Below are 18024 nucleotides of genomic sequence, written 5' to 3' on the forward strand. Positions count from 1 at the left end.
TTACAGTCAGCTGAGACCACATCAATATAACGGTGGGCTGACACCCAATGAGTCAGAGCGAAGATACTGGCTTGAATACAAAACCGTGGCCAATTTTAGTTGACCACTACATACCAGAATCTGGTAGAGGCTCAAATCAAGGCGTGCTTTATTACGCTAAGGCATTAAATTCTACCTTTACGAAGATAACCCCCTAAATTTCGCCAACAAAAAAGGCGTCTCGTTAGACGCCTTTCTCATCGATAACCTAGTTACGCTATCTATTTATGCTTTTTCTGGAATGCGTTCCAGCACGGCGAGGAGCAGCTTCCAGTATTGCTCGACGGTCTCGATTAACACCATCTCGTCTGGGCTGTGTGGGAAGCGGATGGTGGGGCCAATAGAGACCATATCCATCTCTGGGTAGGGCTTCTTGAACAGGCCACACTCCAGACCCGCGTGGATAACCATGATAACCGGTTCCTTGTTGTAGATAGACTCGTAGGTGTCTTTCACAATCGCCATCACAGGAGAACTGCTGTCTGGCTTCCAGCCAGGGTAGGCGCCGCTGAATTCTACTTCGGCACCGGCCAGGTTGCTCAGGGCGGTTAGGTAGCCTTCGACCTCTTCGCGGCCCGAGTCGATCAGCGAGCGGATGAGACAGAGGATGCTTACCGATTCGGCTTCTGTGGTGATCACGCCAACGTTGAGCGAGGTCTCGGTCACGCCTTGGATCTCATCGCTCATGCGCATCACGCCGTTAGGGCAGGCGTTTAGCAGGTCGATCAGTGTCTGCTGGGTGGCTTCGCTCATCACCTGAGTGGCGGCCGGGATCTCGCTGAGGGTCAGCAGCATGTCTGGGTCGGCGATGGCCAGTTCCTGACGCACCAGATCTGTATATTCCTGGATCAGGGTTTCCAGGCGTGGCAGGTTTTCGCTTGGCAGCATGAAGCTGACGCTGGCCTCACGAGGGATGGCGTTACGCAGCGAGCCGCCGCTGAAGTTGGTCAGTTCCAGTGCCAGTTCGTCGGCGTGGTTAAACAGGAAGCGGGCCAACAGCTTGTTGGCGTTGCCGCGGCCCAGGTGAATGTTCACCCCTGAGTGACCGCCCTTAAGTCCTGAGAGTGTTAGGGTGTAGGTCGACAGGCTCGGCTCGGCCGCCTGCCACACCATAGGCACAGTGATTTGGGCATCGACGCCGCCGGCGCAGCCCATGTAGATCTCGCCTTCCTGCTCTGAATCTGTGTTGATCAGGATCTCGGCGTCCAGGTAGCCTGCTTCCAGGCCGAAGGCACCTGTCATGCCTGCTTCTTCATCTATGGTCAGCAAGACTTCCAGCGGGCCGTGTGGAATGTCGTCGCTGCCGAGAATCGCCAGCGCAGAGGCCATGCCGATGCCGTTGTCTGAGCCCAGGGTGGTGCCCTTGGCCTTAACCCACTCGCCGTCTACATAGGCTTCGATAGGATCTTTCTCAAAATCATGCACCTTGTCGGCGTTTTTCTGCGGCACCATGTCGATGTGCGCCTGCAGGGCCACGACCTTGCGGTTTTCCATGCCGGGGGTTGCCGGCTTCTTGATGATCAGGTTACCGACCTTGTCTTCGACAACGTTGAGTTGTTTGTCTTTGGCCCAGTTTTGGATGTATTGGCTTAGCGCCTGCTCATGCTTGGAAGGGTGGGGAATGGCGCAGATCTGTTCAAACCACTGCCAAAGTGCCTGAGGTTGCAATTGACTTAATGTGCTCACGGACAAACTCCTCTGTAATAAAGGTCTTTGAGGTCTAATTTGGCGATAGTCTATCATAGACTCTAGTGGTGCGGGGGCATGAAAGCGGGCGGGGATGCATCAAGTGTCATACTAAGTTGCCACCCGCCAAAAGCCGCCTTAGGGGGCGGCATCATTATTTTCATTTGGCATTGGCGCCAGATAGGAGAATAATGCCAACACTCACGGCGATTTAACCTTGCTGGACATGGCCTTAACCCAACCCTCAAACCTTGGGTAAGCGGCGTTACAGAGATGGCAGGGGTTAGTATTGTCTTTAGTGAGAGGTTGATATTCACGATAGGCAGGCAAAGATCTGCCAAAGCTCAGGGCGCTTGTATGGCTTATATAGGTGCCAATCGATTCGGCTAAGACCGAAAAACCGCTAGATGAAAAGGATGAGGCATGACCGGGGTTCAATTTATAGATGTAACAGATTCAGAAGCCATTTTTGACGATAACCAGTGGGATGCCGTGGTAGTGGTAACCCATGGCCTAGACGCCATTGCCCAGGAGGAGCTGGCCATGCTCGCCAGCCATGGCGCCCAGGTGGATGCCAGGGTAGGGCGCTCCACCACGCTGTTGTTTGCCCCCGGGCTGGCCGGTGGTCGCCTGATTGTGGCGCCGGTGGCAGATGGCGACAGCGATATTCAGGATGTGCGCGGCTATAGCGACGCCGCTCGCCAAGGCATAAAAGTGGCCTTCGATGCCGGCGCCAGACGCCCGCTGCTGATCGTCACGCCCTCGACTCAGGCGAGATATGCGCAGTCCATGGGGGTTGCCGCGCTGGGTTGTGCTCAGGCGTTATGGCAGTCGCTGGAGCGCCGCGAGGCACTGGGTGAGATGGATAACATCTCACAGATCGGCCTGCTGGTGGACGGCAAGGCCGCTGAGCTGCTAAGCGCCATTGAGGCGGGTAAACACCTGGCGCGCGATCTTTGCGGCACAGAGCCGGAGCGTATGTCGGCGCCAGCTTTTGCCCAGTACTGTGTCGATGCACTTAAGGGGCTGGACTTGACCATGTCGGTTGTCGAAGACAGAGACGTGCTGGAGCGTGACTATCCGCTGCTGAGCGCCGTGGGCCGCGCCTCTTTCGCGGTCTCAAGACATCAGCCAAGAGTGGTTAAGCTGGAATATAAGGCCGAGGGGCCTATCGAACGTAGCTACTTCTTTGCCGGTAAGGGCGTGGTGTATGACACGGGCGGGGCCGACCTTAAGGTTGGCGGTGCCATGGCGGGGATGAGCCGCGACAAGGGCGGCGCGGCCGCGGTTGCCGGCCTGATGAAGACCCTGGCCCTGCTGAAACCTAAAGGCGTTCGTGTGGTGGCTGAGCTTGGCCTGGTGCGTAACAGCATAGGCAGCGAGGCCTTCGTGACCGACGAGATCATCACCAGCCACGCCGGTGTGCGGGTACGCATCGGTAATACAGACGCCGAAGGGCGCCTGGTGCTGGCGGATCTGCTGTCGCACCTCAGACTCAAGGCGCAGGACGCGGTGGCGCCGCAGCTCTTCTCGGTAGCTACTCTGACCGGCCATGTGGTGCGCGCCTACGGCGGCTATACCGCCGTGGTCGAAAATGCCGTGGCGCGTCAGCAGCAGGTGGGTGACAGCCTGCAGACGATCAGCGAGGCCTGGGGTGAGCCGATAGAAGTATCGCGCCTGCGCCGCGACGATTATCAGAAGATTGTCGATCCTTCTGGCGCGGCAGATGTGTTGTCGTCCAACAACGCGCCTTCTTCTGTGACGGCCAGGGGTCATCAGTATCCGGCTGCCTTCCTGCTGAAAGCCTCAGGGCTTGAGGCCCATGGCCTGACGAGCGACAAGCCGCTGGCCTATACCCATGTGGATATTGCTGGGAGTGCGACCGAGGGTGATCCCCTGTATGGCACGCCTACCGCGGCGCCACTTGTTAGTTTGTGTCAGCTGATCCGTGGCTGAACCAAGCAGACCCTAGCCTAGCTGGGCGCAAAATTTGACCGGGGCAAGCATAGGCTTGCCCCTTTTTGTTGCCGGATCACAATAGGGTGAAAAGCGTGATCTCTACCCACCTCGTAATGGGGCTTTGATGTAGTAAAATTACAGTTCGAAGGTTTTTTTAAAAAAAATAGAAAAAAAGCTTGTAATAAAACTACATTTAAATATAATGGCTCTCGTTGGTTAGACACAGTGTCTTCCACCTCAAAGTCTATCCAGGATGGATAACTCTCCAAGGAACCGAGCGACAAGTTGACTGCGGCACCAGCCTGAAGATGAAGGCCTGCCAAGTTTCACTAGAGATTAATTTTTCAACTTTGTTAGGAGTTATTGACTATGTCTTATACAGGAATTCAGCACGTTTATTGGCAGAATACTTGGTTTTGTACCGATTCACTACGTGGTGGTCTGTACGCTATGACTTTCAAGGGCTAACTACCCCTAAAGTCGTTTGAACCTGGTTCACTCGACTAAAGTAGTTGCATCATCCATCAACCTTACCCCATTTGGGGATTTTTAGACTCAAGTTGTCTATTGCTCATTGAGCGGTAGGCCAGTGTAACCCGCTAGCGCGGTAACTCTTTCCTTTCGGAACACTTGAAACATGTCTCGCCTGCTCTTTGAGCAGGCTTTTTTTTTGCCTGAAATTTACCATCGACGCCTCGTCATTCGGGCGATAAATCTGGCGTAGATCACCTTTATGTCATCCTCTCGAGTCATGGCTCTAAACTGGCTCGCGTTTGCGCAATTATTGCGTATATAATCGTCGCTTGTTATCAAGTCGTTAACTTGGTTTCAACTTTTACCCTACCTAAATAAACCATAATTAAATCAAGGAACCTCGTTCCATGTTAGAAAAAGTATTTAAGTTAACCGAGCACCAGACAACGTTAAAACAAGAGGTGGTGGCCGGGCTGACCACCTTTTTAACCATGGCCTATATCATCTTCGTCAATCCCATGATGTTGGCCGATGCCGGCATGGACCATGGCGCCGTGTTTGTCGCCACCTGTCTGGCCGCCGCCGTGGGCTGCCTGGTGATGGGCATAGTGGCGAATTACCCTATCGCCCTAGCACCGGGCATGGGGCTTAACGCCTTCTTCACCTATACCGTCGTCGGCGAGATGGGCTATAGCTGGGAAACGGCCCTGGGCGCGGTATTCCTCTCGGGTATCTGCTTTCTGATATTGTCGCTGGTGAAGATCCGAGAATGGATAGTCAACAGCATTCCTATGTCCCTGCGTCTGGGGATCGCCGCCGGTATCGGCTTGTTTCTGGCGCTGATCGGTCTCAAGAGTGCTGGCATAGTGGTGGCCAGCCCAGCGACTCTGGTGACCATGGGCGATGTGACCGCCTTGCCGGCCGTGATGTCTGTGTTGGGCTTCTTCATCATTATCGCCCTGGTACACAGAGGTTATCAGTCGGCGGTGATCATCAGCATTTTGGGGATCACCGCGCTGGGCTTGCTGCTTGGCGACGTGCAGTATAACGGCATGGTCTCGACGCCGCCGTCGATTGCGCCCACCTTCATGAAGATGGATCTCGCCAACGTGCTCGAGGTCAGCATGCTTTCGGTGGTGTTTGCCTTCCTGTTTGTGGATCTGTTTGACACCTCTGGCACCCTGGTGGCCGTAGCTCAGCGCGGCGGTTTCCTCGATGATAGAGGCAGGTTGCCGCGTCTTGGCCGCGCCCTGACCGCCGACAGCAGCGCCACTATCGCGGGGGCCATGTTGGGCACCTCGACGACTACTAGCTATATCGAGAGTACCGCCGGCGTGAGCGCAGGTGGCCGCACCGGACTCACCGCCGTGGTGGTGGGGATCATGTTCCTGCTGTCGCTGTTTATCTCGCCGCTGGCGGGCATGGTGCCGGCCTACGCCACCGCGGGAACCCTCTTCTATGTCGCCATCTTGATGATGTCTGGCCTGGTGCATGTGGACTGGGAAGATCTCACCGAGGCCGCGCCTGTGGTGGTGGTCTGTATCCTGATGCCGCTGACCTTTTCGATCGCGACCGGGATCGCCATGGGCTTTATCGCCTATGCGGGGATCAAGCTGTTCAGCGGCCGCTATAAAGACCTCTCTGTCGGCGTGGTGGTGCTGGCGGCGCTATTCCTGGCTAAGTTTGTTTATGGCTAAGTCTATCTATGGTTAAGCTCATCTATGCTTAGGTTTTTGGCAGGAGCCGAATTTAGCTTAAGTTGAGTGCCAGCCAGCTTAGATTAAAGGTCATACAATGTATGGCCTTTTTTATGGGCTTTTATTGAAGGAAAGTAGACTGGCTCTAATCTTTTATCTTACCCGCTACCATTTGCCCTGGGGATTGGGTATAACTTGGGGTTCGGTTTTTTTCTGTCAATATGTCAATGAACTTAAGTGAGATAGGCTACCGCCGTGTGGTGGTAAAGTTGGGTACCAGTGTGCTCACCTCAGGCTCGCGCCAGCTGGATAAGGCGCATATGGTTGAGCTGGCCAGACAAATGGCCAAGCTGATGAAGTCGGGTGTCGAAGTGGTGCTGTGCACCTCGGGCGCCATCGCCGCTGGGCGCGAACACTTGGGTTATCCCACACTGCCGGACACGGTCGCCAATAAGCAGCTGCTTGCCGCCGTCGGCCAGAGCCAGCTGATCCTCGCCTGGTCACAGCTGTTTAGCATCTATGGGCTGCATGTGGGCCAGCTGCTGCTGACCCGCGCCGACTTGCATGACAGGGAACGTTATCTCAACGCCAGGGACTCGCTCAACGCCCTGCTGGCCAATGGCATCATTCCTATCATCAACGAGAACGATGCGGTGGCCACCAACGAGATCAAGGTGGGCGACAACGATAACCTGTCGGCAAGGGCGGCACTGCTGTGTGATGCCGACCTCTTGATCCTGCTGACGGATCAGAAGGGGCTGTTCGATGCCGACCCAAGGGCCAATCCGGATGCTAAGCTGATCAAGCAGGTGGTCAATATCGACGATAGCCTGCGTAGCCTGGCGGGCGGCGCGGTTTCCGGCCTGGGCACAGGCGGTATGGCGACTAAGCTGCAGGCGGCGGATATTGCCCGCCGCGCCGGGGTCGAGGTGGTGATCGCCTCGGGTCATCATCCTAAGGTGATCTTAGATGCCGTATGTCAGCTGCCGGTGGGGACACATTTTACCGCGCTGGAGAATCCGCTGGAGAGTCGTAAACAGTGGATCTTGGCGGGCCCGGCGACGAAAGGGCGGCTGGTGCTGGACAGCGGTGCTATCAATGCCGTGACCCTGAAGGGACGCAGCCTGTTATCTAAGGGGATCTTGTCGGTGAGCGGCGTCTTTGAACGCGGCGCCACCCTGCAGCTGGTGGACGAGCTGGGGCGGGAGCATGCCAGAGGCATGAGCCGTTACAGCGCCAAAGATCTGCAGAAGATCGCCGGTAAACATTCGGATGAAATTGAGTCGCTGCTGGGTTACGACTATGGTGATGCCATAGTGCATCGCAACGACATGGTGGTCCTGTAAGGTTTTCGGCAGAGTCAATTTGTGCAGATTAAAGATGAGTGGAACAGAAACGATGGACGATAAGCAGCAGTATTTAAACACTCTAGGTGAGCAGGCCAAGGCTGCCAGCTACGCCATGGCGAGCCTCACGGCTTCGCAGAAGCGCGACCTGCTTAGGGCGATAGCCCAGAAGCTTAGCGATAAGAGCGCATCGATTGTCGCGGCTAACCAGCAGGATGTGGCCAAGGCGCGAGAAAATGGCCTGAATGACGCCATGATAGACAGACTGCTGCTGGACGAGTCGCGACTCTCTGGGGTTATCGCCGATATCGAAAATGTGGTGGCGCTGGCCGATCCTATCGGTAGCGAGCTGGAGAGCCAGCTGCTGGACAATGGCCTGCGCCTGTCCCGCCGCCGAGTGCCGCTGGGTGTGCTCGGGGTTATCTATGAGGCACGCCCCAACGTAACCGTGGATATCGCCGTGCTGGCGCTCAAGACCGGCAATGCCGTGATATTGCGCGGTGGCAAGGAGACCCTGGCGTCTAACCTGGCCCTGAGTGAGGCCATCCGGGAGGCCATTGGCGAGCAAGGACTGCCCTGTGATGCGGTGCAGTTGATCCAAGATCCCGACCGCGCCTTAGTCTCTGGCCTGTTGAAGCTCGATAAGTATGTGGACATGATAGTGCCCCGAGGTGGTCAGAACCTGCAGCGCCTGTGCGCCGAACAGGCGACCATTCCGGTGATCCTTGGCGGCATAGGGATCTGCCATCTGTATGTCGACAGTGAGGTGGAGCAGCTAAAAGCCATCGAGGTGATTGCCAATGCCAAGGTGCAGCGCCCGACCGTGTGTAACGCCCTGGATACTGTGCTGGTTCATCAGTCTATCGCCCAAACTTTCCTGCCTAAGCTCTATGCCCACTTAAGTTCACTCGGCGTCAGTTTCTATGCTTGTGAGCAGGCCGAGGCGATAGGCAAGGATGCCGGCACTGTTACTCACAAGGCGAGCGATGAGACCTATGGCACAGAGTGGCTGTCTCTTAATCTTGGGGTTAAGGTGGTCGAGAATATCGATGAGGCGATCGCCCATATCCGTCGTTTCTCCAGTGGTCACTCCGAGGGGATCTTGAGCGATAACATACATGCCACGGCACACTTTATTAATGAGGTGGATGCGGCGGCCGTGTATGTTAACGCCAGTACCCGTTTTACTGACGGTGGCCAGTTTGGTTTGGGCGCCGAGGTAGCGGTATCGACCCAGAAGCTGCACGCCAGAGGGCCTATGGGGCTTGAGGCGCTCACCACCTATAAGTGGATCGGTGTCGGCGACTATACTGCCCGCGGTTAAGTTAAGAGCCATACATTTCGTAAAAAGGAGCCATCAGGCTCCTTTCTTATTTTTAAACCTTCTTCATTTTAAACTGCCTTTGCGCTAATGAATCGGCATCTCTATTCGGCGCCCTTATATGGAAAATATCAGGCTGGCACTTTTACTAGCCAGTCTTACCAGGCATTTTTATCTAGCTCTCTTACCAGGCTTAGCCAGTGAGCAAATTAACTAATCCCCTTGGTGAATTTCACAACTTGTTTGATAAAGTCATCAAGGTTAAAAAGTGAATCTCATTAAAACCCCTTTAACAACAGTGTTTTATCGTTTTGGCATCTTGTTTGCTTTGTCTTGAACAATCTCACAGGGAATCGGTTACGGAGCATAAGATGAAAAACAACATGGTTAAAAAGACATTGGTCGGTTTAAGTCTGGTCGTAGGTTTGATGAGTGCGGGAGCCCAGGCGGCCTCTAGCATCACGCTGAATGATGAATTTGATTATCACGGCCAGAAGGTGACTCTGGACATGGACGTGGGTCAGGCGGAGTTGATTGCCGGCGATCAAGATAAGGTGCGGGTCGAGGTGGTGGTGAAGGCCAACGATTCTAAGTGGTTTGGTTTCTGGCAGAACAGTGATGTGAGTTCGGCCAAGTTCGATATCCTCGACGATGGTGACAAGTTGATATTAAGACTGGCGGATCAGGATGATGTGAACCAGAAGTGGCGTGTCTATCTGCCCAGTAATGCGGCGTTAAAGGTCGATGCAGGTGTCGGTGAGGTATCTGTCGAAGGCCTCAGTGCCAGCATAGAGGTAGAGCTGGGTGTGGGACGCGCCGAGATCAATCATCAGGCGAATTTTGGTGAGGTGTCACTCAAGTCAGGTGTGGGCGAGGTGAGCATTCGTGAGGGCGGTCAGCGCCTGGAGGTGAATCAAAACCTGGTGAGCCAGAGCTATCATCAGCAAGGCGCGGCAAGCGATGATCACCTGTATGTCTCAGTGGGCGTGGGCGAGATAGACGTGCGCAACTAGCCACAGAAAATCGATAAGCGATAAGCGTTAAAAAAACCGACCCTAGGGTCGGTTTTTTTTATGCAACGGCGTCTATCTCGAACAGCTTATGTTAGCCGATGACTTTAGTTCTCTGGCGTCAGCGCAGGGCCGGTTTTGGTTCGTAGGCGCTTAAGCTGAGGCAATAGCTGCTGCAGCGCCAGCGCGGTGAGGATAAGTCCCAGGCCGATAAAGGTCGACGGGGTGATGGTCTCTTGTAAGATCCAGGCGATGAATCCCACCGATAGCACAGGCGTGATAAACACTAGGGTGCTCATGCTGGCCGTGCGATCCGCTTTCTTCAGCGCCACTAACCAGAGGACGAAGGTGACGCCCATCTCGAACAGGCCGACATAGATGCCCGCCCCTAGGGCCTTGAGATCCCAGCTCGGCAGCGATTGGGTCAGCAGCAGGGTGATCACGATAAAAGGCAGTCCCACCATGAAGCTCAGCAGTAGGCTCACCACTGGGTCACCCTCATCCTTAGTGTTTACAATCCAGTAGAGCGACCACAGCAAGGTGCTGGTCAGTGCCAATAGCACGCCGGTGGCACTCTCGAAGCGCACGCTGGCTACCTCACCATTAGTGGCGATGACAAAGACCCCTAGATAGGCGATAAGTGCCGCGGTGAGATCGCTCTTGCGCAGCTTCTGTTTCAATAGTGGCACCGCCAACAGGGGCAGCAATATGGCCCAGGTATAGTTGAGCGATAGCGCCTGCTGGGCGGGCAGCAGGGCATAGGCCTTAAACAACACCAGGTAATAGAGAAAAGGGTTCAGCAGTCCGGTCTGCAGGTAAAACCAGGGGCGATTGACGAATTGGCGCCTAATGAGATGCAGCTTACCCGTGGCGGCCAGGATAACGCCTAAGGCGACGATAGAGGTCGAGACGGCGACAAACACCAGCTGCAGCGGCGTGAAATGGCTCAGCGCCAGCTTAAAGGCGGTGGCAACGGTCGACCAGAGTAGGATGGCCGCTAAGGCATAGAGATAAGCTTGGTTGGATGATTTCACTGAACCTTCTCACTAAACGAGACAACTAAAAAATCCCACTAGCCAGAGGCTCAGAGGGATATCTTCTTCGATTGCATGCATTATACGCTTCTTGTTTGCGGTTCGGCAGCTTTTAAGATCAAAAAAATACTCAATTAAGTTAATTTTTATCTTTGTTGCCCTTGTATTCCCATTTGGAGGCCCAATATAGGGTGTTAAGGAAAGATATTGGCTTGGAAAATTAGGCTTGAAAACGAATTCGCCTATCCCCATATCTGAATCAGATAACAAAGTTAGCGTTAGTTAAAAGTTTTTTGGAGGACTCCATGGGTAAAATTATTGGTATCGATTTAGGTACAACTAACTCTTGTGTAGCTGTACTTGATGGCGATAAAGCACGCGTAATTGAGAACGCGGAAGGCGATCGCACTACCCCGTCGATCATCGCATATACAGGCGAAGAAGTATTAGTTGGTCAGCCTGCGAAGCGCCAAGCTGTAACAAACCCAAAGAATACCTTCTTTGCTATTAAGCGTCTTATCGGTCGTCGTTTCAAAGATGACGAAGTACAGCGTGACGTAGACATCATGCCATTTAAGATCATCGGTGCAGACAACGGTGATGCATGGGTTGAAGCGCACGATAAGAAGATGGCACCGCCACAAGTTTCTGCAGAGATTCTGAAGAAGATGAAGAAGACTGCCGAAGACTACCTGGGCGAGCCAGTAACCGAAGCGGTAATTACCGTACCGGCTTACTTTAACGATTCACAACGTCAGGCGACAAAAGACGCCGGTCGTATCGCTGGCCTTGAAGTTAAGCGTATCATCAACGAGCCTACTGCTGCGGCACTGGCTTATGGTATCGACAAGAAGCAAGGCGACAACATCGTTGCGGTATACGACTTAGGTGGTGGTACCTTCGATATCTCTATCATCGAGATCGATAGTGTCGATGGCGAGCAGACCTTCGAAGTATTGGCAACTAACGGTGACACTCACCTAGGTGGTGAAGACTTCGATAACCGTCTGATCAACTACCTGGCCGACGAGTTCAAGAAAGAGCAATCTTTAGATCTGCGTAACGACCCATTGGCGATGCAGCGTCTGAAAGAAGCTGCCGAGAAGGCGAAGATCGAGCTGTCTAGCACCACACAGACTGAAGTTAACCTGCCATACATCACGGCAGATGCGACAGGTCCTAAGCACTTAGTGGTTAAGATCACTCGCGCCAAGCTTGAGTCTCTGGTTGAAGACCTGATCCAACGTTCACTCGAGCCGCTAAAAGTGGCACTGGCTGACGCAGACCTGTCTGTATCAGACATCAACGAAGTGATTCTGGTGGGTGGTCAAACCCGTATGCCTAAGGTTCGTGAAGAAGTTTCTAGCTTCTTCGGTAAAGAGCTGCGTCAAGACGTTAACCCAGACGAAGCGGTTGCTATCGGTGCTGCGGTTCAGGCGGGTGTACTTGCGGGTGACGTGAAAGACGTTCTGCTACTAGACGTAACGCCTCTGTCTTTGGGTATTGAAACCATGGGCAGCGTGATGACCAAGCTTATCGAGAAGAACACTACTATCCCGACTAAGGCTAGCCAGATCTTCTCAACAGCCGATGACAACCAAAGCGCGGTAACCATCCACGTGCTACAGGGTGAACGTAAGCAATCTAGCGCCAACAAGTCGCTGGGTCAGTTCAACCTGGAAGGTATCGAGCCTGCTCCACGCGGCATGCCACAAATTGAAGTGGCCTTCGATATCGACGCCGATGGTATCTTGCACGTGTCAGCGACCGACAAGAAGACAGGCAAGGCACAAAACATCACCATCAAGGCCTCTTCTGGTCTGAGCGATGAAGAAGTTGAAGCTATGGTACGTGACGCCGAGGCGCACGCCGATGAAGACGCTAAGTTCGAAGAGCTAGTGACTGCACGCAACCAGGCTGACGGCATGGTTCACGCGACCAAGAAGCAGATCGAAGAAGCGGGCGATGAACTGCCAGGCGAAGACAAAGAGAAGATCGAAGCGGCGATGGCTGAAGTTGAAACTGCCACTAAGGGCAAGGACAAAGAAGCTATCGAGAAAGCGACGCAAGCCCTGATGGAAGCGTCTGCCAAGCTGATGGAGATCGCTCAGGCTAAGGCGCAAGCTGGCCAAGGCGAGCAGGCTCAGCAGTCTAACGAAGCTCCTGCTGACGATGTTGTCGATGCCGAGTTTGAAGAAGTTAAAGACGACAAAAAATAATTCAGGCCCAGCCTAAATTATTTCCAGCGGGCGTTATGGGGTAACTCTAACGCCCGTTCGTACAACTCTAGCGCAGAAAGTATGAGACTATGTCAAAGCGAGATTATTACGAAGTATTGGGCGTAGGTCGCGACGCCAGCGAGCGTGAGATTAAGAAGGCCTATAAGCGCCTCGCCATGAAATTTCACCCGGATCGCAACCCAGGTGACAAGGCGGCCGAAACCAGCTTCAAAGAGGTAAAAGAAGCCTACGAGATCCTCACCGACAGCGACAAGAAGGCGGCCTATGATCAGTTTGGTCATGCGGGTGTCGATCCTAACCGCGGCGGTGGTGGATTTGGCGGCGGTGCCGACTTCGGTGATGTATTCGGTGACGTATTTGGTGACATCTTCGGCGGTGGACGCCGTGGTGGCCAGCGCCAGGCGGCGCGTGGCTCAGATTTGCGTTACAACCTGGAACTGTCGCTCGAAGAAGCGGTACGTGGCCTGACCAAAGAGCTACGTATTCCAACCTTAGCCACCTGTGATCTGTGTGACGGTAGCGGCGCCAAGAAAGGCACTTCGCCAACCACATGTGGTACCTGTCACGGCCAGGGCCAGGTGCAGATGCGCCAAGGTTTCTTCGCGGTGCAACAAGCCTGTCCTACCTGTCATGGCCGCGGTAAGATCATCAAAGATCCTTGCAGCAAGTGTCATGGCGAAGGTCGCGTAGAGAAGAGCAAGACGCTGTCGGTGAAAATTCCTGCGGGTGTGGATACCGGCGATCGCATTCGTCTGTCGGGCGAAGGGGAAGCGGGCGAGTTTGGAGCGCCTCCAGGGGATCTCTACGTACAGGTGACGGTACGCGAGCACGCCATCTTCGTGCGTGACGGTAACAACCTCTACTGTGAAGTGCCTATCTCTTTCAGCACGGCTGCACTGGGCGGCGAGATCGAAGTCCCGACACTCGATGGCAAGGTGAACCTGAAGATCCCATCGGAAACTCAGACGGGTCGTATGTTCCGTCTGCGTGGCAAGGGCGTCAAGTCGGTGCGCAGTCATGCGGTCGGCGACCTGCTGTGTAAGGTGGTGATGGAAACGCCGGTGAACCTGAGCGATAAGCAGAAAGAGCTGCTACGTGAATTTGATAACACCCTGACGGGTTCATCAAAAAAGCACAGCCCTAAGGCCGAAGGCTTCTTCGACGGTGTGAAGAAGTTCTTTCAGGACTTGAACAGCTAAGGTGTGCTGATACACAATAAAAAACCTCGCGATGCGAGGTTTTTTTATTGCTATTTTTTACCGCTATTCTTAATAGTCTAATACCAATCACAGTAAGTATTTGATCAGAAATAGCGCAGGAAAAACGCTTGAGAACAAAGCAAAATTTTTAGATAAGTAGTTATTCTACAATTAAAAATATTAATGCAGTTATCGAGCGTTTTAACAAGCTAGAATGATCAATTATTTATTACGATTGGTATAAATGAAGTTTCATGATAGATAAGGGATAAGAGATGAAACAGTTAACCGCGGCGCTGGTAATACTATTATTAGCCGGCTGCGCCACCACACAATCGCCCACCGGGCGTAAACAGACCCTGCTGTTTTCTTCGCAGCAGATGGATCAGATGGGGGCCGAATCTTTTGCCGAGATGAAGAAACAGCAGAAGGTGAGTCAGGATAAGCAGGTCAACCAGTATGTGGCCTGTGTGGCCAACCGCATCACCTCTGTGCTGCCCGGCCGTCAGCCCAGCTGGGAGGTGGTGGTGTTTGAATCGGAGCAGGTTAACGCCTTTGCCTTGCCTGGCGGACATATAGGTGTCTATACCGGCCTATTGAAGGTGGCGAAGAATCAGGATCAGCTGGCGACGGTTATCGGCCATGAGGTGGCCCATGTGCTGGCCAACCACAGCAACGAGCAGGTATCTCGGGCGCAGATGACGGGGGTGGGGATGCAGATTGCCGGCGCCGCCATCGACGTCAGCGGCCTGAGCAACAAAGATCTCTATATGTCGGCGCTGGGGCTAGGTGCCCAGTATGGCTTTATTCTTCCCTATGGCCGCGCCCAGGAGAGCGAGGCTGATGTTATGGGCGTAGAGCTGATGGCCAGAGCCGGGTTCGACCCCAGCCAGAGTATCAGCCTGTGGCAGAACATGGCCAAGGCGGGAGGCAGTCAGGGCCCCGAGCTGTTATCGACCCATCCGTCACACGACCATCGCATCGCCGATCTGCAGCAGATGCTGCCGCAGGTGACGCCTCTGTATCGCACCGCAAGCGCCAGTGGAAAAAATCGCTGCGACTAGGGTCAATTTTTGGGTTTTTTATCACAGTTTGTGATAAAATCCGCCGCGAAATTAATTGAATAAATGAGAGTACAATCATTATGTCTGATAAGTTCACCACAATTGAACAGCACGCCAGCTATGGTGTTGGCCGCCAATTAGGCGAGCAACTCGCAGCTAACTCATTCGAAGGTATCGATATTTCAGCTGTTCAAGTTGGTCTGTCAGATGCGTTTGAAGGTAAAGAGAGCGCCGTCTCTATGCAAGATCTTCAAACTGCATTCACTGAGATTAGTCAGCGTATTCAAAAGGTTCAGGAAGAAGCTGCCGCGGCTGCATCGGCCGAAGGCGAGGCTTTCCTTGCTGAAAACCAACAGCGTGACGGTGTTGTAACCCTGGAATCAGGTCTGCAATACGAGATCATCACCGAAGGTTCAGGCGACAAGCCAAGCTATGATTCAACTGTACGTACTCACTACCATGGTACTTTCATCAGCGGTGACGTATTCGACAGTTCAGTACTGCGTGACCAGCCTGCCGAGTTCCCAGTATCTGGCGTTATCGCCGGTTGGACCGAGGCACTGCAGCTGATGCCTGTAGGTTCTAAGTGGAAGCTATATGTACCGCATCACTTGGCCTATGGCGAGCGTGGCGCCGGTGCCTCAATTCCTCCGTATTCGGCCCTAGTGTTCGAAGTGGAATTGCTCGACATTCTCTAATCGAAAAAGCCTAAGCGTTTGCTTAGGCTTTTTTTTGAAATGATTTGGCGTTAGCCTTGTGCTCAATTAACAGTAGCAAATGTGTAGGAGAGTTAGATGACAGAGCAAGTAAGAGTGGCGATAACCGGTGGCAGTGGTCGCATGGGCCGAACTCTTATTGAATCGGCAAAACTCAGCAGCAATATCTATCTAGGTGCGGCGGTTGAGCGTGCGGGTTCGACTTTGATTGGTGTCGATGCGGGCGAACTCGCCGGTGTGGGTGCCATGAATGTTGCCATCACTGATTCACTGGACAATGCCGTAGACGATTTCGATATCCTTATCGACTTTACCTCGCCCGAGGCCAGCGTGGTGCATACCGACTGGTGTTCGCGTAACGGTAAGGCGATTGTCATCGGCACAACCGGCTTCAATCATGCCCAGAAAGAGCAGATTGCGGCCTACGCTGAGAACACGCCGATTGTGATGGCGCCTAATATGTCTGTGGGCGTTAACCTGATGTGGCGCCTGCTCGAGCTGGCCGCCGAGGTGATGGGTGACTATACCGATATCGAGATCATCGAAGGTCACCACAGACACAAGAAGGATGCGCCATCGGGCACCGCACTCAAGATGGGTGAAGTGATCGCCGAGGTCTTGGGTCGCGATCTGGAAAAGTGTGCCGTCTATGGCCGTGAGGGGATCACAGAAGAGCGTAGCCGTGAAACCATAGGTTTCTCTACCATTCGCGCCGGTGATCTGGTGGGCGAGCATACCGCCATGTTTGCCGACATTGGCGAGCGCCTGGAGATCACCCACAAGGCATCGAGTCGTATGACCTTTGCCAACGGTGCCATGCGTGCCGCATTTTGGCTGGGCGATCAGGGCCCCGGGTTATACGACATGCAACAGGTCTTAGGCCTGAAGGATTAGTATTTAAAAAAAACGCCTATTTGGCGTTTTTTTTTGAAAGAAAGTACCGCTTATCTATAGACGAGTTGCACTATTACCTATAAAATAGTCGGAATTTGTCAAAATTTCGTATTTAAGCGGAAGTTGGTATTTTAAACACAAAATAAAACCTTATTATTCAATGGCTTGGCTCTTTTCGGAGGTCGCGTTGACAAAGTCTGCCTTACTCGTACTCGAAGATGGAACCGTATTCTCTGGCACTGCAATTGGTGCTGATGGACTCGCAGTTGGTGAAGTGGTATTTAACACTTCCATGACGGGTTACCAAGAGATCCTCACGGATCCTTCCTATTCTCGTCAAATTGTTACTCTAACCTACCCGCACATTGGTAACACTGGTACCAATAGTGAAGATACCGAATCTGATGCCGTACATGCTTGTGGTCTGATCATCCGTGATCTTCCGCTACTGGCGAGCAACTTCAGAAATCAGCAATCTCTCAGCGATTACCTAAAAAGCAACAATGTTGTAGGCATTGCCGATATCGACACGCGTAAACTGACACGTATCCTCAGGGAAAAAGGGGCACAAGCAGGTGCCATCTTAGTGGGTGACATGGATGAAGCTAAGGCGCTGGAGGCTGCTAAAGCCTTTCCAGGCTTGAAAGGCATGGACTTGGCCAAAGAGGTGACCACACAGCAGCAATACCAATGGCGCAGTGGTAGCTGGCGTCTGGTGGGCGGCTTGCCGAGCGACACCCCTGAGTCAGAACTGAAATACAAGGTCGTGGCCTATGACTACGGCGTTAAGCGCAACATCCTGCGTATGCTGGTTGACCGCGGCTGTGATGTGACCGTGGTACCGGCGCAAACCCCAGCCTCAGAAGTGCTGGCGATGAATCCCGATGGTATCTTCCTGTCAAACGGCCCTGGTGACCCGGAGCCATGTGACTACGCCATCGAAGCGATTCAGACTTTCCTTGAGACAGATATTCCACTCTTCGGTATCTGCCTTGGCCATCAGCTGTTGGCTCTGGCCTCAGGCGCTAAGACACTGAAGATGAAGTTTGGTCACCATGGTGCCAACCACCCGGTCAGCAACCTGGAGAAGGGCAATGTGATGATCACTAGTCAGAACCATGGTTTTGCCGCCGATGAAGCCAGCCTGCCGGCCAACGTCAAGGTGACTCACAAGTCGCTGTTCGACGGCTCGCTGCAGGGCATCCATCTGACCGACAAGCCAGCGTTTAGCTTCCAGGGTCACCCTGAGGCAAGCCCGGGTCCTCACGACGCCGCGCCGCTGTTCGATCACTTTATCGAGTTGATCGAAGAATATCGTCATAACGCTAAGTAGTCCGGGAGAAAG

The 18024-nt window shown here is 53.6% G+C and carries 13 protein-coding genes; 11 read left to right on the forward strand and 2 right to left on the reverse strand.

All coding sequences use genetic code 11. The features are described from left to right. Window positions 1-264 precede the first annotated feature (264 nt). Window positions 265-1725 (reverse strand): aminoacyl-histidine dipeptidase, encoded by a 1461-nt coding sequence (locus tag L2731_RS16095; protein WP_249254500.1) that lies wholly within the window; start codon window positions 1723-1725, stop codon window positions 265-267. 423 nt (window positions 1726-2148) lie between these two features. On the opposite strand from L2731_RS16095, the gene L2731_RS16100 reads away from it, so the two are divergent. From L2731_RS16100 to L2731_RS16120, 5 genes are all read left to right on the forward strand, one after another. Beyond that, a complete protein-coding gene (locus tag L2731_RS16100) occupies window positions 2149-3681 on the forward strand; it encodes a M17 family metallopeptidase (RefSeq protein WP_249254501.1) in 1533 nt (510 codons plus the stop codon). A gap of 884 nt (window positions 3682-4565) precedes the next feature. Beyond that, on the forward strand, window positions 4566-5855 hold the full coding sequence (locus tag L2731_RS16105; protein WP_249254502.1) for an NCS2 family permease: 1290 nt from the start codon (window positions 4566-4568) through the stop codon (window positions 5853-5855). A 227-nt stretch (window positions 5856-6082) separates the two neighbouring features. Continuing rightward, a complete protein-coding gene (gene proB, locus L2731_RS16110; protein WP_249254503.1) occupies window positions 6083-7201 on the forward strand; it encodes a glutamate 5-kinase in 1119 nt (372 codons plus the stop codon). A 34-nt stretch (window positions 7202-7235) separates the two neighbouring features. Further along, entirely contained in the window at window positions 7236-8525 is a 1290-nt protein-coding gene (locus tag L2731_RS16115; protein WP_249254504.1) for a glutamate-5-semialdehyde dehydrogenase, read from the forward strand. A gap of 368 nt (window positions 8526-8893) precedes the next feature. Continuing rightward, window positions 8894-9535: a hypothetical protein gene (locus L2731_RS16120; protein ID WP_249254505.1), complete on the forward strand. Its 642-nt coding sequence runs from the start codon at window positions 8894-8896 to the stop codon at window positions 9533-9535. Between the two features lie 104 nt (window positions 9536-9639). Here L2731_RS16120 and L2731_RS16125 read toward each other — a convergent pair whose 3' ends face one another. After that, complete coding sequence (locus tag L2731_RS16125; protein ID WP_239851857.1) at window positions 9640-10566, reverse strand: DMT family transporter; 927 nt, start codon at window positions 10564-10566, stop codon at window positions 9640-9642. A 305-nt stretch (window positions 10567-10871) separates the two neighbouring features. Here L2731_RS16125 and dnaK point away from each other — a divergent pair, with 305 nt between their 5' ends. From dnaK to carA, 6 genes are all read left to right on the forward strand, one after another. After that, the gene (gene dnaK, locus L2731_RS16130) at window positions 10872-12785 is read left to right on the forward strand and encodes a molecular chaperone DnaK (RefSeq protein ID WP_041509091.1); all 1914 of its coding nucleotides are present in this window, start codon (window positions 10872-10874) and stop codon (window positions 12783-12785) included. Between the two features lie 89 nt (window positions 12786-12874). After that, window positions 12875-14005, forward strand: coding sequence for a molecular chaperone DnaJ (gene dnaJ, locus L2731_RS16135; protein WP_239851856.1), 1131 nt, complete (start codon window positions 12875-12877; stop codon window positions 14003-14005). Window positions 14006-14280: 275 nt separating this feature from the next. After that, complete coding sequence (locus L2731_RS16140; RefSeq protein WP_249254506.1) at window positions 14281-15069, forward strand: M48 family metallopeptidase; 789 nt, start codon at window positions 14281-14283, stop codon at window positions 15067-15069. 80 nt (window positions 15070-15149) lie between these two features. After that, a complete protein-coding gene (gene bamJ / locus L2731_RS16145) occupies window positions 15150-15767 on the forward strand; it encodes a BamJ family beta-barrel-assembly machinery protein (protein WP_041509094.1) in 618 nt (205 codons plus the stop codon). A 96-nt stretch (window positions 15768-15863) separates the two neighbouring features. Then, window positions 15864-16679 carry a 4-hydroxy-tetrahydrodipicolinate reductase gene (gene dapB, locus L2731_RS16150; protein ID WP_011866637.1) on the forward strand — a complete coding sequence of 272 codons (816 nt, stop codon included), beginning with the start codon at window positions 15864-15866 and terminating at the stop codon, window positions 16677-16679. A 160-nt stretch (window positions 16680-16839) separates the two neighbouring features. Further along, window positions 16840-18012 (forward strand): glutamine-hydrolyzing carbamoyl-phosphate synthase small subunit, encoded by a 1173-nt coding sequence (gene carA, locus L2731_RS16155; RefSeq protein ID WP_249254507.1) that lies wholly within the window; start codon window positions 16840-16842, stop codon window positions 18010-18012. The last annotated feature ends 12 nt before the right edge of the window (window positions 18013-18024 follow it).

It is taken from the genome of Shewanella aquimarina, from assembly GCF_023349185.1.
GTDB classification, from domain to species: domain Bacteria; phylum Pseudomonadota; class Gammaproteobacteria; order Enterobacterales; family Shewanellaceae; genus Shewanella; species Shewanella aquimarina.

Bases quoted from the DNA above. Each gene is read 5' to 3' on its own strand.
- L2731_RS16140 (WP_249254506.1), top strand. From the start codon at position 14,281: ATGAAACAGTTAACCGCGGCGCTGGTAATACTATTATTAGCCGGCTGC.
- dnaJ (WP_239851856.1), top strand. From the start codon at position 12,875: ATGTCAAAGCGAGATTATTACGAAGTATTGGGCGTAGGTCGCGACGCC.
- carA (WP_249254507.1), top strand. From the start codon at position 16,840: ATGGCTTGGCTCTTTTCGGAGGTCGCGTTGACAAAGTCTGCCTTACTC.
- dnaK (WP_041509091.1), top strand. From the start codon at position 10,872: ATGGGTAAAATTATTGGTATCGATTTAGGTACAACTAACTCTTGTGTA.
- proB (WP_249254503.1), top strand. From the start codon at position 6,083: ATGAACTTAAGTGAGATAGGCTACCGCCGTGTGGTGGTAAAGTTGGGT.
- L2731_RS16120 (WP_249254505.1), top strand. From the start codon at position 8,894: ATGAAAAACAACATGGTTAAAAAGACATTGGTCGGTTTAAGTCTGGTC.
- L2731_RS16100 (WP_249254501.1), top strand. From the start codon at position 2,149: ATGACCGGGGTTCAATTTATAGATGTAACAGATTCAGAAGCCATTTTT.
- dapB (WP_011866637.1), top strand. From the start codon at position 15,864: ATGACAGAGCAAGTAAGAGTGGCGATAACCGGTGGCAGTGGTCGCATG.
- bamJ (WP_041509094.1), top strand. From the start codon at position 15,150: ATGTCTGATAAGTTCACCACAATTGAACAGCACGCCAGCTATGGTGTT.
- L2731_RS16105 (WP_249254502.1), top strand. From the start codon at position 4,566: ATGTTAGAAAAAGTATTTAAGTTAACCGAGCACCAGACAACGTTAAAA.
- L2731_RS16115 (WP_249254504.1), top strand. From the start codon at position 7,236: ATGAGTGGAACAGAAACGATGGACGATAAGCAGCAGTATTTAAACACT.